The 13348-nt window shown below is 62.4% G+C and carries 12 protein-coding genes; 8 read left to right on the top strand and 4 right to left on the bottom strand.

Going from position 1 to position 13348, the window contains the following annotated elements:
• Nucleotides 1-5: 5 nt before the first annotated feature.
• The 4 genes from APH25_RS09795 to map all read right to left on the bottom strand — a co-directional run bounded on the left by APH25_RS09795 (nt 6) and on the right by map (nt 5585).
• Nucleotides 6-734, bottom strand: coding sequence for a hypothetical protein (locus APH25_RS09795; RefSeq protein ID WP_028634975.1), 729 nt, complete (start codon nt 732-734; stop codon nt 6-8).
• Nucleotides 735-844: 110 nt separating this feature from the next.
• Nucleotides 845-2038 (bottom strand): succinyldiaminopimelate transaminase, encoded by a 1194-nt coding sequence (dapC, locus tag APH25_RS09790; RefSeq protein WP_060481764.1) that lies wholly within the window; start codon nt 2036-2038, stop codon nt 845-847.
• Nucleotides 2039-2068: 30 nt separating this feature from the next.
• Nucleotides 2069-4768 carry a [protein-PII] uridylyltransferase gene (locus APH25_RS09785; RefSeq protein ID WP_060481763.1) on the bottom strand — a complete coding sequence of 900 codons (2700 nt, stop codon included), beginning with the start codon at nt 4766-4768 and terminating at the stop codon, nt 2069-2071.
• Between the two features lie 34 nt (nt 4769-4802).
• Nucleotides 4803-5585, bottom strand: a complete 783-nt coding sequence (map, locus tag APH25_RS09780; protein ID WP_060481762.1) for a type I methionyl aminopeptidase — start codon at nt 5583-5585, stop codon at nt 4803-4805.
• 299 nt (nt 5586-5884) lie between these two features.
• On the opposite strand from map, the gene rpsB reads away from it, so the two are divergent.
• The 8 genes from rpsB (at nt 5885) to rseP (ending at nt 13341) form a co-directional block, all read left to right on the top strand.
• Entirely contained in the window at nt 5885-6622 is a 738-nt protein-coding gene (gene rpsB, locus APH25_RS09775; protein WP_028634979.1) for a 30S ribosomal protein S2, read from the top strand.
• Between the two features lie 183 nt (nt 6623-6805).
• On the top strand, nt 6806-7669 hold the full coding sequence (tsf, locus tag APH25_RS09770) for a translation elongation factor Ts (protein WP_028634980.1): 864 nt from the start codon (nt 6806-6808) through the stop codon (nt 7667-7669).
• Between the two features lie 180 nt (nt 7670-7849).
• A complete protein-coding gene (gene pyrH, locus APH25_RS09765) occupies nt 7850-8593 on the top strand; it encodes a UMP kinase (RefSeq protein ID WP_028634981.1) in 744 nt (247 codons plus the stop codon).
• Nucleotides 8590-9147 (top strand): ribosome recycling factor, encoded by a 558-nt coding sequence (gene frr, locus APH25_RS09760; RefSeq protein WP_028634982.1) that lies wholly within the window; start codon nt 8590-8592, stop codon nt 9145-9147. Before pyrH ends, frr begins: the two co-directional genes overlap by 4 nt.
• A gap of 16 nt (nt 9148-9163) precedes the next feature.
• On the top strand, nt 9164-9919 hold the full coding sequence (uppS, locus tag APH25_RS09755) for a polyprenyl diphosphate synthase (protein WP_028634983.1): 756 nt from the start codon (nt 9164-9166) through the stop codon (nt 9917-9919).
• A complete protein-coding gene (locus tag APH25_RS09750) occupies nt 9919-10734 on the top strand; it encodes a phosphatidate cytidylyltransferase (RefSeq protein ID WP_060481761.1) in 816 nt (271 codons plus the stop codon). The genes uppS and APH25_RS09750 overlap by 1 nt, the downstream gene beginning before the upstream one ends.
• On the top strand, nt 10731-11921 hold the full coding sequence (gene ispC / locus APH25_RS09745) for a 1-deoxy-D-xylulose-5-phosphate reductoisomerase (protein WP_060481760.1): 1191 nt from the start codon (nt 10731-10733) through the stop codon (nt 11919-11921). The genes APH25_RS09750 and ispC overlap by 4 nt, the downstream gene beginning before the upstream one ends.
• Nucleotides 11922-11988: 67 nt before the next feature.
• Complete coding sequence (rseP, locus tag APH25_RS09740; protein WP_028634986.1) at nt 11989-13341, top strand: RIP metalloprotease RseP; 1353 nt, start codon at nt 11989-11991, stop codon at nt 13339-13341.
• Nucleotides 13342-13348 lie beyond the last annotated feature (7 nt).

Below are 13348 nucleotides of genomic sequence, written 5' to 3'. Positions count from 1 at the left end.
AAGGGTTAGTGTGGGTAGGCTTCACGCATGAATGAAAGGTCCTTTTCAGTCAGTTCGGCGTTGATGCCCACCTGCCAGCCGTTGGTGGTCAGGAAGGGTTCTACCGGGTAGTGCATCACCGAGTGTGGATCGTAGCCAATGTTGACGAGGTCGGCGGACGGGCGTTTGTCGAACACCTGCTTGCGAACTTCTTCTTCGCTTGCCCCGCCCAGCTCTGTGGCGTAGTACTGCATGGCCCGGTCATTCCATGGGATGTCCGCTTCAGGGTGCTGATGTTCGTGGTCCAGGCCGAAGATATGGCCGAATTCGTGCAGCACCGTGAAATCAAACAGCTCGTCACCAGGTTGGAAGCACAGCATCAGGTTGGGCGAGCCACTTGCAAGGATGTTCGTGCCCAGGTGCGTACCGTTCAGGTAAGCCTCGGGGGCACAGCAAACCCTGATCTCGGCGCTCTGGTCGTTATCTTCGACCCGCTCCATGAGCAGGTTGGCGCCCGACAGGTCGATCCAGGAACGGCCCAGCTCGTAGATGCGGGCCTTTAGCGCTTCGCTGCCCTTGCTAACGAACGAGACCTTGAGCAGGCGCCCTGGCTTCCACAGTTTGCCGGTGGGGCCCATGGAGCGGGTACGCATACCGCTGGGTGGCCCATTGCGCGGGTTCTCCGTCAAGGCCAGCTGGCGCGCTTTATACGGGTTGACTGAGTCCAGGCGTAGGGGGAGTTTGGCTGTAATCATGGTGACTCCAGAGAGTAGTGGAGTCACCATGGTGCGGGTGGCCGAGCGGGTATCAGCGGTAACTATCTATCCCGACACGCGGGCAGGCCTTTTATCTGGCAAGGTGCTTGTCAGCTCCCAAGGAAAGCCCGAATCCGCTCTGCCGCCTCGATGCATTCTGCCAGCGGCGCTACCAGCGCCATGCGTACACGCCCTGCGCCCGGGTTTACGCCATGTACCTCGCGGGACAGGTACGAACCCGGTACCACCGTCACATGCTGGGACGCAAACAGGTCGCGGGTGAACGCGGCATCATCACCGGGCACCTTTGCCCACAGGTAGAAGCTGCCATCGGGGCGTTGCACGTCCATGACCGGCTGAAGAATCTCCAGCACAGCGTCGTACTTGGCCCGGTATTGGTCGCGGTTGGCCCGCACATGAGCTTCGTCCTGCCAGGCGGCGATGCTGGCCATCTGGGTTTGTACCGGCATGGCGCAGCCGTGATAAGTGCGATACAGCAGGAAGGGCTTGATGATATCGGCATCGCCCGCGACAAAGCCTGAACGCAGGCCCGGCAGGTTGGAGCGCTTGGACAGGCTGTGGAACACCACGCAGCGCTTGAAGTCGCTGCGCCCCAGTTCGGCACAGGCGGTCAGCAGCCCAGGGGGTGGCGCCTCTTCGTCGAAGTACAGCTCGCTGTAACACTCGTCGGCGGCAATTACGAAGTCGTGTTCGTCAGCCAGCGCGATCAGCTTTTTCAGGGTGTCGATGGGCACCAGGGCGCCGGTTGGGTTGCCTGGGGAGCACAGGAACAGCACCTGGCAGCGCTGCCAGACCTCTGCCGGCACGGCATCGAAATCGGGGTTGAAACCGTTGTCTTCCAGGCATGGCAGGTAATGCGGGGTCGCGCCGGCGAGCAGGGCGGCACCTTCGTAGATTTGATAGAACGGGTTGGGGCTGACCACCAAACCGTCATCGCTGCGGTTCACCACTGCCTGGGTGAAAGCGAACAACGCTTCGCGGGTGCCATTGACCGGCAGGATGTGGCGGTCGGCATCCAGCCAACCGGCTGGCACGCCAAAGCGCTGCTCGCACCATTGGCCGATCGCCTGGCGCAAGGCGGGCAGGCCCAGGGTGCTGGGGTACACCGCCAGCTTGTCGAAGTTGTCTGCCATCGCCTGGGCCACGAACGCCGGCGAGGTGTGCTTGGGTTCGCCGATCGACAGGGCGATTGCACGTTTGTCCGCCGCAGGTGAAACGCTGGCCAGCAGGGCGCGAAGCTTTTCGAAGGGGTAGGGCTGGAGCTGGGTCAAGGCATGGTTCATTGGCGCAAGGTCTCGTCAATCATCTGGTCGTCAAAAAGTCACGCGTGCAGGGGGTGTGCTGGCTTGGCCGGCTTGCAACTGCTGCACGATGGCCTCCTGCAGGCGGCTGCACAGCTGTGGGTCGGACAATGGCTGGTTGTCGGCATCGGTGATGAAGAACACGTCTTCCACCCGTTCGCCCAGCGTGGCGATCTTGGCGTTTTGCAGCGACAGGTCGAACTCGAGGAAAATGCGCCCCAGCCGGGCCAGCAGCCCCGGGCGGTCGGGGGCGGTGATCTCAAGGATGGTGACTGGCCGCTGGGCATCGTTGAGGATGGTCACAAGGGGCGGGAAATCGAAGTGCTTGAGCTGGCGCGGCACCCGGCGCTGGATGATGGTCGGGTAGTCTTCCGGGTTGCGCAGCGCCTCGGTGAGGCCATCGCGAATCTGCCGGACCCGCTGTGGGTTGTCGCCGATCGCGCCGCCGTCGTTGTCCAGCACGATATAGGTGTCGAGGGTGAACTGGCTGCTGGAGGTGATGATGCGCGCATCATGAATGTTCAGGTTCAACTGCGACATCGCCGCCACGGTCACCGCGAAGAAGTCGTGTTGGTCGGGGGCGTAGATGAAAATCTGCGTGCCACCCTCGAATTCGCGTTGGGTGGTTTCCTTGATCAGCACCAGTGGCCCGCCGTCAGCAGGCTGCTGCAGGATCGCATCGCTGTGCCAGGCAACGTCGGCTGCATTGTGCTTGAGGAAGTAGTCATCGCCCAACTGCGACCACAGCTGCTCGACGTCGTCCGGGTCGATACCCTGGCGCACCAGGATATCCAGGGCAGCGGACTGGGTCTGGCGGATTTGCTCTTCACGGTCCAGCGGGTTTTCCAGGCCGCGGCGCAAGGCACGCTTGGTTTCGGTGTACAACTGGCGCAGCAAGCTGGCCCGCCACGAGTTCCACAGGCTGGGGTTAGTGGCGTTGATATCGGCCACGGTCAGCACATACAGGTAGTCCAAGCGCGTTTCGTCGCCCACGTGCAGGGCGAAATCGTGGATCACCTGCGGGTCTGACAGGTCCTTGCGCTGGGCCGTGGTGGACATGACCAAGTGGTTCTGCACCAGCCAGACGATCAGCCGGCTGTCCCAGGCGGGCAATTGATGGCGCTCGCAGAACGCCTGGGCATCCACTGCGCCCAGCTCGGAATGGTCACCCTGGCGACCCTTGCCGATATCGTGATAAAGACCGGCCAGGTAAATGAGCTCAGGCTTGGGCAGGCGCCCCATGAGCTTGCTGGCCAGCGGGAATTTCTCGGACACCGGCGTGTACTGCAGTTTACGCAGGTGCTTGATGAGGTTGAGCGTGTGGGCGTCGACCGTATAGATGTGGAACAGGTCGTGCTGCATCTGCCCGACGATCAGGCCGAACTCCGGCAGGTAGCGCCCGAGGATGCCGTAGCGGTTCATGCGCCGTAGGTTGCGGTGGATACCGATTTCACACTTGAACAGCTCGATGAACAGGCTGGTGTTGCGGATATCGGTACGGAAACTCTGGTCGATCAGGTGCCGGTGCTCGCGCAGCAGCCGCACGGTGTCTGCCCGCACGCCTTTGATCTCGGGGTGCTGGGCCATTAACACGAACATTTCCAGCATGGCGAACGGGGTACGCCGGAACACATTGGGGCGCACGGCCTCGATGTAGCCGTCATGCAGGCGGAACCGCGCATTCAGCGGCTGGGTGGTACCACTGTCGTCATCGGCCAGGATCACTTCTTCGAAGTGCTGGATGATCAGGTCACACAGCTGGCTGATGCTCATCACCACCCGGTAGTACTGCTGCATGAACTGCTCGATGGCGCGCTTCGGGTTGTCATCGCTGTAGCCCAGCAGGGCGGCGATGCTGCGCTGATGGTCAAACAGCAGGCGGTCTTCGGCGCGGCCGGCCAGCATGTGCAGGGCGTAACGCACCCGCCACAGGAAGTCCTGGGACGAGGCCAGAAGCTCGTTTTCGCTTTCCAGCAGAAACCCTTCGCCGGCCAGGGCGTGCAGGTTGAGTGTGCCGTACTGGCGGCGTGCTACCCACAGCACCGTCTGGATGTCACGAAGGCCCCCGGGCGAACCCTTGACGTTGGGCTCCAGGTTGTACTCGGTGTCGTTGTACTTGTGGTGGCGCGCCTGGAGTTCGGCGCGCTTGGCCAGGAAGAACTCCCGGCTGGGCCACATGTGCGCGGTGCTGGTGACCTCGAGCATGCGCTGGCGCAAGGCCTCGGGGCCGGTGATGGTGCGGCTTTCCATCAGGTTGGTGATGACCGTAAGGTCGGCACGGGCCTGTTCGGCGCACTCATCGACAGTGCGCACGCTCTGGCCCACTTCCAGGCCGATGTCCCACAGCAGCGTGAGAAACCGCTCAATGGCATCGCGGTACTGTTCATGTTCTGCCGCGCCCAGCAATATCAGCAGGTCGATATCCGAATGCGGGTGCAGTTCGCCGCGGCCGTAACCGCCTACGGCGACCAGTGCGATGCCGCTGTGGTCACCCCAGTCGAACTGGTTCCAGGCCTGTTGCAGCACGTTGTCCACCAGCCAGGCGCGTGCTTCGATCAGCGGGCGAATGGCGCTGCCGGCGCGAAAACGCTTGTCCAGCACCTCGCCGGCCTGGCGAATGGCCTTCTTGAAGGCAGCCACAGGGCTGGCCTTCAGGGCAAGTTCTGCCTGGAACTGGCCGCGGTCGAACAGTTCGGGGTCCACCTGTGGCATCGGGTCACGCTCCTGTGGTGTGGGCTGTGCCTGTTCAGGCCGAGATGCGCGCGATGGTGTCGTCCTTGCGCAGGGTGAAGATTTCGTAGCCCGTGGCGGTGACCACCAGGGTGTGTTCCCACTGCGCCGAAAGCTTGCGGTCCTTGGTGATGGCGGTCCAGCCGTCGCCCAGTACCTTGGTGTCGGCCTTGCCCTGGTTGATCATCGGCTCGATGGTGAAGGTCATGCCTTCTTTAAGCTCCATGCCCGTGCCGGCACGGCCGTAGTGCAGAATCTGCGGCTCTTCGTGGAACACCTTGCCGATGCCGTGGCCGCAGAACTCGCGCACCACGGAAAAACCATTCTTTTCAGCGTGCTTCTGGATCACTTCGCCGATATCGCCCAGGCGGCAGCCTGGCTTCACCAGTTCGATGGCCTTGTACAGGCATTCCTGGGTGACGCGTGACAGCCGTTCGGCCCACTGCGGCACGTTACCCACATGGAACATGCGGCTGGTGTCGCCGTGGTAGCCGTCCTTGATCACGGTGATGTCGATGTTCAGCGTGTCACCGTCCTTGAGTGGTTTGTCGTTGGGGATACCATGACAGACCACGTGGTTGATGGAGGTGCAGATCGACTTGGGGTAGCCCTTGTAGTTGAGCGGCGCCGGGATGGCCTGCTGCACGTTGACGATGTAGTCGTGGCACAGGCGGTCGAGGGTTTCGGTGGTGACGCCGGGCTTGACGTGCTCTTCGATCATTTCCAGCACCTCGGCAGCCAGACGGCCGGCGATGCGCATCTTCTCGATGTCTTCTGCAGTCTTGATGGTGACGGTCATTACAGGCTCTCTTCACTGCGCCGCACGCGGCGCGCTAAAACAGGAAAGGCGTCATTCTAACAGAGCTGCGGGGTTCAGGCTGTTTCAGTCATGGCAGGGCGCCTGCAGCGCGGGGGCAGTTTTCAGGTTCCGTTTGCCCGCGCACTGTGGTATAACATGCGCCGCTTTCGGGCCCAGGCCCGTCTGCACACAAACCCACACACGTGTCGACACGATGGCCTGGGTGCCCCGAGTTGCAGAACTCGCGGGTTGGTCATTGGGATACGTGGAGGCCCAACCCGACTTATCAAGGAACTATCATGTCCCAAGTCAACATGCGCGATATGCTGAAGGCCGGTGTGCACTTCGGCCACCAGACCCGTTACTGGAACCCGAAAATGGGCAAGTACATTTTCGGCGCGCGCAACAAGATCCACATCGTCAACCTGGAAAAAACCCTGCCGATGTTCAACGACGCACTGTCGTTCGTTGAGCGCCTGGCCCAGGGCAAGAACAAGATCCTGTTCGTCGGCACCAAGCGTTCCGCCGGCAAGATCGTCGCCGAGCAAGCTGCTCGTTGCGGTTCGCCGTACGTTGACCACCGTTGGTTGGGCGGCATGCTGACCAACTACAAGACCATCCGCGCTTCGATCAAGCGTCTGCGCGACCTGGAAACCCAGGCCGATGACGGCACCTTCGCCAAGCTGACCAAGAAAGAAGCCCTGATGCGCTCCCGCGATCTGGAAAAACTGGACCGCAGCCTGGGTGGCATCAAGGACATGGGTGGTCTGCCTGACGCTCTGTTCGTCATCGACGTTGATCACGAGCGCATCGCGATCACCGAAGCCAACAAACTGGGTATTCCGGTTATCGGCGTTGTCGATACCAACAGCAGCCCGGAAGGTGTTGACTACATCATCCCAGGTAACGATGACGCCATTCGCGCTATCGAGCTGTACATGACTTCCATGGCTGACGCTGTGATCCGTGGCCGCAACAACGTTGCTGGCGGCACCGAAGTCTACGCTGAAGAAGCGGCTGCACCGGCTGCCGAGTAATAGACGCTAGCGTCGACTTGGCACGCAAAAAGGGGGCTCTGCCCCCTTTTTGCCACCTTGAAATCCTGCTGTCAGCGATGGCCCCGCATTATGGGCCGGCTGAACACAACAGCGGATTCGCAGAATTGAACGCCCGTGAGCAACGGGTGGAATGGTTGAAAAACTTTCCAAGAGGATTTTGAAATGGCAGCAATTACTGCAGCGCTGGTAAAAGAACTGCGCGAGCGTACCGGCGAAGGCATGATGGATTGCAAGAAGGCCCTGGAAAAGGCCGACGGCGACATCGAAAAAGCCATTGACGACATGCGTGCCTCCGGCGCCATCAAGGCCGCCAAGAAGGCTGGCAACGTGGCTGCTGAAGGCGCTATCGCTGTCAAGACCGACGGCAAAGCCGCCGTTCTGCTGGAAGTGAACTCGCAGACCGACTTCCTGGCCCTGCAAGACGACTTCAAGAACTTCGTGGCCGAAAGCCTGGAAGAAGCCTTCGCCCAGAAGCTGACCGATGCAGCCCCGCTGATCGCCTCGCGTGAAGCTGCCCGTGAAGCCCTGGTCGCCAAGTGCGGCGAAAACGTCAACATCCGCCGCCTGGTGCGTGTTGAAGGTGACGTGGTAGGTGCCTACCTGCACGGCAACAAGATTGGCGCCGTTGTTGTTCTGCAAGGCGGTGACGTCGAGCTGGCCAAGAACATCGCCATGCACGTTGCAGCCTCGAACCCTGAGTTCCTGGACTCGTCGGAAATCTCCGCCGAAGCCATCGAGCGCGAGAAGGGCGTGTTCCTGCAGCTGAACGCCGACAAGATCGCCGGCAAGCCGGAAAACATCGTTGAGAACATGATCAACGGCCGTATTTCCAAGTTCAAGGCTGAAGCCTCGCTGAAAGAGCAGGCCTTCGTCATGGATCCAGAAGTCAAAGTGGGCGCCCTGGCTAAAAAGGCCGGTGCAGAAATCGTTTCCTTCACCTACTTCAAGGTCGGCGAAGGTATCGAGAAGCCGGTTGACGACTTCGCTGCCGAAGTTGCTGCTCAAGTAGCTGCTGCCAAGCAGTAAGACAGCCCCGTCTGTCGCCCCGAAGAGGCTGCCCGCTCACGCGCGCAGCCTCTTTGTCAAAACGGCGAGGGGTTCATCGAACCCTGCCGCCGCTGGCACCTACCCGGTGCCACGCTACAGTTAGCAGGCTGCAAACAGCCCGCACGAATTTTCTACAGTACGCCGCAGGAGAGACTCGCAATGGCTCAGCAGGTGAGTGGTCGCCAACCTCGCTATAAACGCATTTTGCTCAAACTTAGCGGCGAGGCCCTGATGGGCTCGGAAGACTTCGGGATCGACCCGAAGGTGCTCGATCGCATGGCCCTTGAAGTAGGCCAGCTGGTTGGGATTGGTGTTCAGGTGGGCCTGGTCATCGGCGGTGGCAACCTGTTCCGCGGCGCCGCACTGAGCGCTGCCGGCATGGATCGCGTAACCGGCGACCACATGGGCATGCTGGCCACGGTGATGAACGCCCTGGCGATGCGCGATGCCCTGGAGCGTTCGAATATCCCGGCGCTGGTCATGTCGGCCATTTCCATGGTGGGTGTCACCGACCACTACGACCGCCGCAAAGCTATCCGTCACCTCAACTCCGGGGATGTGGTAATTTTCTCCGCCGGTACCGGCAACCCGTTCTTCACCACCGACTCCGCAGCCTGTCTGCGCGCCATCGAAATCGATGCCGACGTGGTGCTGAAGGCGACCAAGGTCGATGGTGTGTACACTGCTGACCCATTCAAGGACCCGCATGCCGAGAAGTTCGATCGCCTGACCTATGACGAGGTTCTGGATCGCAAGCTGGGTGTGATGGACCTGACCGCAATCTGCCTGTGCCGTGACCACAAGATGCCATTGCGGGTATTCAACATGAACAAGCCTGGCGCCCTGCTGAATATCGTGGTGGGCGGCGCTGAAGGCACTTTGATCGAGGAAGGCCAAGCATGATCAACGACATCAAGAAAGACGCTCAGGACCGCATGGGCAAGTCCCTGGAGGCCCTGGCTCGCAACCTGGCGGCCATCCGCACCGGTCGCGCCCACCCAAGCATCCTGGACAGCGTCAAGGTGCCTGCCTGGGGTAGCGAGATGCCGCTGAACCAGGTTGCTGCAATCAGCGTCGAAGACGCCCGCACCTTGAAGATCGTCGCTCATGACAAGAACCTGAGCGCGGCTATCGAGAAGGCTATCCTTACCTCGGACCTGGGCCTGAACCCGTCGAGCGCTGGCACCACCATCCGTGTGCCGATGCCTGCCCTGACCGAAGAAACCCGCAAAGGCTATACCAAGCAGGCCAGCGGCGTGGCCGAGGATGCCAAGGTAGCTGTGCGTAACGTGCGCCGCGATGCCCTGGCAGACCTGAAAAAGCTGACCAAGGACAAGGAAATCAGCGAGGACGAAGAGCGTCGCGCGGCCGATGAAATCCAGAAGCTGACCGACAAGTTCGTTGCTGAAGTTGATGCTGCGTTCAAGGCCAAGGAAAAGGACCTGATGGCCGTCTGAGGCCAGGTTTTTTTTGATGGAAAAGACCAAGCCAGCGGTACCGTCTTCGGTGCCGCGTCACGTCGCGATCATCATGGACGGCAACAACCGCTGGGCGAAACGCCGCCTGTTGCCGGGGGTTGCCGGCCACAAGGCCGGAGTGGACGCCGTTCGTGCGGTCATCGAAGTGTGCGCCGAGGCGGGTGTCGAGGTGCTCACGCTGTTCGCCTTCTCCAGCGAAAACTGGCAGCGGCCGGCCGAGGAGGTCGGTGCCCTCATGGAGCTGTTCTTCTCGGCGTTGCGCCGGGAGGCCCGGCGGCTGAACGAGAACAACATCAGCCTGCGCATCATTGGCGACCGCTCGCGGTTCCACCCTGAGCTGCAGGCCGCCATGCGCGAGGCCGAGGCACTGACTGCCGGTAACAACCGTTTTATCCTGCAGATCGCGGCCAACTATGGCGGGCAATGGGATATCGCCCAGGCGGCCCAGCGGCTTGCGCGGGAGGTGCAGGCCGGGCATCTGCGCCCTGACGACATCACCCCGGGCCTGCTGCAAACGTGCCTGTCCACGGGCGATCTGCCGTTGCCCGACTTGTGCATCCGCACGGGTGGCGAGCACCGCATCAGCAATTTCCTGCTTTGGCAGCTGGCCTACGCCGAGCTGTATTTCTCCGACCTTTTCTGGCCGGACTTCAAACACGAGGCCATGCGTAAGGCATTGGCCGATTTCGCTTCGCGCCAGCGCCGCTTTGGTAAGACCAGCGAGCAGGTCGAGGCTGGAGCTCGTGCTTAATGCTTAAACAACGCATCATTACCGCGCTGATCCTGTTGCCGATAGCGCTGGGTGGGTTCTTCCTGCTCGAAGGGGGCGACTTCGCCCTGTTCATCGGCCTGGTGGTAACGCTCGGTGCGTGGGAGTGGGCGCGCCTGGCCGGGCTGATGGCCCAGCCCCTGCGTATCGCCTATGCCCTGGTGGTTGCCGGGGCGCTGATGCTGCTCTACGTGTTGCCGGAGCTGGCCCCCTGGGTGCTCGGTGCGGCGGTGATCTGGTGGGGGCTGGCTACCTGGCTGGTACTGACCTACCCGCGCACCAGTGAGCTGTGGGCCAGTGCCGCCTGCCGGTTGCTGATCGGCCTGCTGGTGCTGCTGCCAGCCTGGCAGGGCCTGGTGCTGCTCAAGCACTGGCCGCTGGGCAACTGGCTGATCCTGTCGGTGATGGTGCTGGTGTGGGCGGCGGATATCGGTGCGTATTTCTCTGGCCGAGCATTTGGCAAGCGCAAGCTGGCCCCGCACGTTAGCCCGGGCAAAAGCTGGGAGGGCGTTTATGGTGGCCTGGCGGTGAGCCTGGTCATCACGCTGGCCGTTGGCATCAGCCGTGAGTGGGGCGTGGGCCAGGTGCTGCTGGGCCTGGTCGGTGCTGCGCTGGTGGTGATGGCATCGGTGGTGGGTGACCTGACCGAGAGCATGTTCAAGCGCCGCTCGGGCATCAAGGACAGCAGCAACCTGCTGCCGGGCCACGGTGGTGTGCTGGACCGTATCGACAGCCTGACTGCTGCCATTCCGCTGTTCGCCGTGCTGCTGTGGGCTGCTGAATGGGGTGTGATGTGAGTGCTGTGCAGCGGATCACCGTGCTCGGTGCTACCGGCTCTATCGGCCTGAGTACGCTGGATGTGATCGCGCGGCACCCGGACCGCTACCAGGTGTTCGCGCTCACCGGGTACTCACGCATCGACGAGCTGCTTGAGCTGTGCGTGCGCCATCGCCCGGTGTTTGCGGTGGTGCCGGAGGCTGAGGCCGCTGCTCGGTTGCGCACCGGCCTGGCGGCTGCCGGGTGTGCCACTGAAGTGCTCGAGGGCGAGGCAGGTCTATGCCAGGTGGCCTCGGCTTCGGAGGTTGACGCCGTGATGGCGGCTATCGTTGGCGCCGCTGGGCTGCGCCCCACCCTGGCGGCGGTAGAGGCGGGCAAGAAGGTGTTGCTGGCCAACAAAGAAGCGCTGGTGATGTCGGGCGCCCTGTTCATGGACGCAGTCCGGCGCTCCGGCGCGGTACTGCTGCCCATCGACAGCGAGCACAACGCGATCTTCCAGTGCATGCCGGCCGATTACGCACGGGGCCTCGGCGCTGTGGGTGTTCGCCGCATCCTGCTGACCGCATCGGGTGGGCCGTTCCGTGAGACGCCCGCCGAGGCGCTGCTCGAGGTAACCCCCGAGCAGGCCTGTGCACACCCGAACTGGTCCATGGGGCGCAAGATTTCCGTAGACTCGGCCAGCATGATGAACAAGGGCCTGGAGCTGATCGAGGCGTGCTGGTTGTTCGATGCCGCGCCGGCCGACGTCGAAGTGGTGGTGCACCCGCAGAGTGTCATCCACTCGCTGGTCGACTACGTCGACGGTTCGGTGCTGGCGCAGCTGGGTAACCCGGACATGCGTACGCCCATCGCCAATGCCCTGGCCTGGCCGGAGCGGATAGCGTCAGGGGTTGCCCCGCTGGATCTGTTCAGCATCGCCCGCCTGGACTTCCAGGCGCCGGACGAGCTGCGTTTCCCCTGCCTGCGCCTGGCGCGTCAGGCTGCAGAAGCGGGCCACAGCGCCCCGGCTGTGCTCAATGCGGCCAACGAAGTGGCGGTCGAGGCATTTCTGGCCCGCCGTATCCGCTTCCCGGATATCGCGAGTATGATCGAACAGGTCCTGGACCAGGAGCCGGTCGTGCCACTGCCGTCACTGGCTGCGGTGTTTGCCGCCGACCAGCGCGCCCGCGAGCTGGCCCGCGAATGGCTGAGGCGTCACGGGCGCTGATACCAGTTTGCCCAGGTAACGAGGGGCCGGTGTAGGCCGGCCCGCTGCACATCATTCGGAGATGGACATGACAGCGCTCTACATGATTATCGGCACCCTCGTTGCCCTGGGTGTACTGGTCACCTTCCACGAATTCGGCCACTTCTGGGTGGCGCGGCGCTGCGGTGTAAAAGTGCTGCGCTTTTCGGTCGGCTTCGGTATGCCGCTGGTGCGCTGGCATGACCGCCATGGCACCGAGTTCGTGGTGGCGGCCATCCCGCTGGGCGGCTACGTGAAAATGCTCGATGAGCGCGAGGGTGATGTGCCGCCCTCGCTGGCAGGGCAATCGTTCAACCGCAAACCGGTAGGGCAGCGCATTGCGATCGTGGCTGCCGGCCCGATTGCCAACTTCCTGTTGGCAATCCTGTTCTTCTGGATTCTGGCCATGCTGGGTAGCCAGCAGATACGCCCGGTGATCGGGGCCGTAGACGCGGGCAGCCTGGCGGCCTCTGCCGGGCTGGTTGCCGGGCAGGAAATCGTTTCTATCGACGGCAAACCGACCAACGGCTGGTCGGCGGTCAACCTGCAGCTGGTGCGCCGGCTGGGTGAAAGTGGCACGTTGCAAGTGGGTGTGCGGGACGAGGGCGCCAGCGCAGAACAGCAACGTCAGGTGAAACTGGACAGCTGGCTGAAAGGCGCTGATGAGCCCGACCCGATCCAGTCGTTGGGCCTACACCCCTGGCGGCCGGCCATCGTGCCGGTATTGGCCGAAATCGACAGCAAGGGCCCGGCAGGGGCTGCAGGCCTGAAAACTGGTGACACCTTGCTGAGCATCGATGGCAAGCCGGTGGCTGAATGGCAGCAAGTGGTCGACAGCGTGCGTGCCCGCCCCGACGCCAAGGTGGTGGTGCGCGTGCAGCGCGACGGCGCCGTGCTAGACCTGCCGGTCACCTTGGGCCGCAAGGGCGAGGGCAGTGCGGCTGCGGGGTACCTGGGGGCCGGGGTGAAGGGTGGCGAGTGGCCGGCATCGATGCTGCGTGAGGTGCGCTACGGCCCGCTGGAGGCGGTTGGCGAGGGCTTGTCGCGCACCTGGAACATGAGCGTGCTGACGCTGCAGTCCCTGAAGAAAATGCTGTTCGGTGAGCTCTCGGTAAAAAACTTGAGTGGACCGATAACCATTGCTAAAGTGGCGGGCGCTTCAGCCCAGTCCGGCGTAGGGGATTTCCTGAATTTCCTGGCCTACCTGAGCATAAGCCTGGGGGTTCTTAACCTGCTGCCCATCCCGGTACTGGATGGGGGGCATTTGCTGTTCTACCTGGTCGAATGGGCGCGCGGTCGCCCGCTGTCGGACCGGGTACAAGGTTGGGGGGTCCAGATCGGTATCAGTTTGGTCTTGGGGGTGATGCTGCTCGCCCTGATCAACGATCTGGGTCGACTATAAAAGCTTC

The sequence above is a fragment of the Pseudomonas sp. NBRC 111119 genome (genome assembly GCF_001320125.1).
Lineage (GTDB): Bacteria > Pseudomonadota > Gammaproteobacteria > Pseudomonadales > Pseudomonadaceae > Aquipseudomonas > Aquipseudomonas parafulva.
Note: the sequence above shows the minus strand (reverse complement) of the source record. Positions and strands in the feature narration are given on the sequence as shown.

Bases quoted from the DNA above. Each gene is read 5' to 3' on its own strand.
- APH25_RS09785 (WP_060481763.1), bottom strand. From the start codon at position 4,768: ATGCCACAGGTGGACCCCGAACTGTTCGACCGCGGCCAGTTCCAGGCA.
- dapC (WP_060481764.1), bottom strand. From the start codon at position 2,038: ATGAACCATGCCTTGACCCAGCTCCAGCCCTACCCCTTCGAAAAGCTT.
- rseP (WP_028634986.1), top strand. From the start codon at position 11,989: ATGACAGCGCTCTACATGATTATCGGCACCCTCGTTGCCCTGGGTGTA.
- pyrH (WP_028634981.1), top strand. From the start codon at position 7,850: ATGGCTCAGCAGGTGAGTGGTCGCCAACCTCGCTATAAACGCATTTTG.
- uppS (WP_028634983.1), top strand. From the start codon at position 9,164: ATGGAAAAGACCAAGCCAGCGGTACCGTCTTCGGTGCCGCGTCACGTC.
- tsf (WP_028634980.1), top strand. From the start codon at position 6,806: ATGGCAGCAATTACTGCAGCGCTGGTAAAAGAACTGCGCGAGCGTACC.
- rpsB (WP_028634979.1), top strand. From the start codon at position 5,885: ATGTCCCAAGTCAACATGCGCGATATGCTGAAGGCCGGTGTGCACTTC.
- APH25_RS09750 (WP_060481761.1), top strand. From the start codon at position 9,919: ATGCTTAAACAACGCATCATTACCGCGCTGATCCTGTTGCCGATAGCG.
- APH25_RS09795 (WP_028634975.1), bottom strand. From the start codon at position 734: ATGATTACAGCCAAACTCCCCCTACGCCTGGACTCAGTCAACCCGTAT.
- map (WP_060481762.1), bottom strand. From the start codon at position 5,585: ATGACCGTCACCATCAAGACTGCAGAAGACATCGAGAAGATGCGCATC.
- frr (WP_028634982.1), top strand. From the start codon at position 8,590: ATGATCAACGACATCAAGAAAGACGCTCAGGACCGCATGGGCAAGTCC.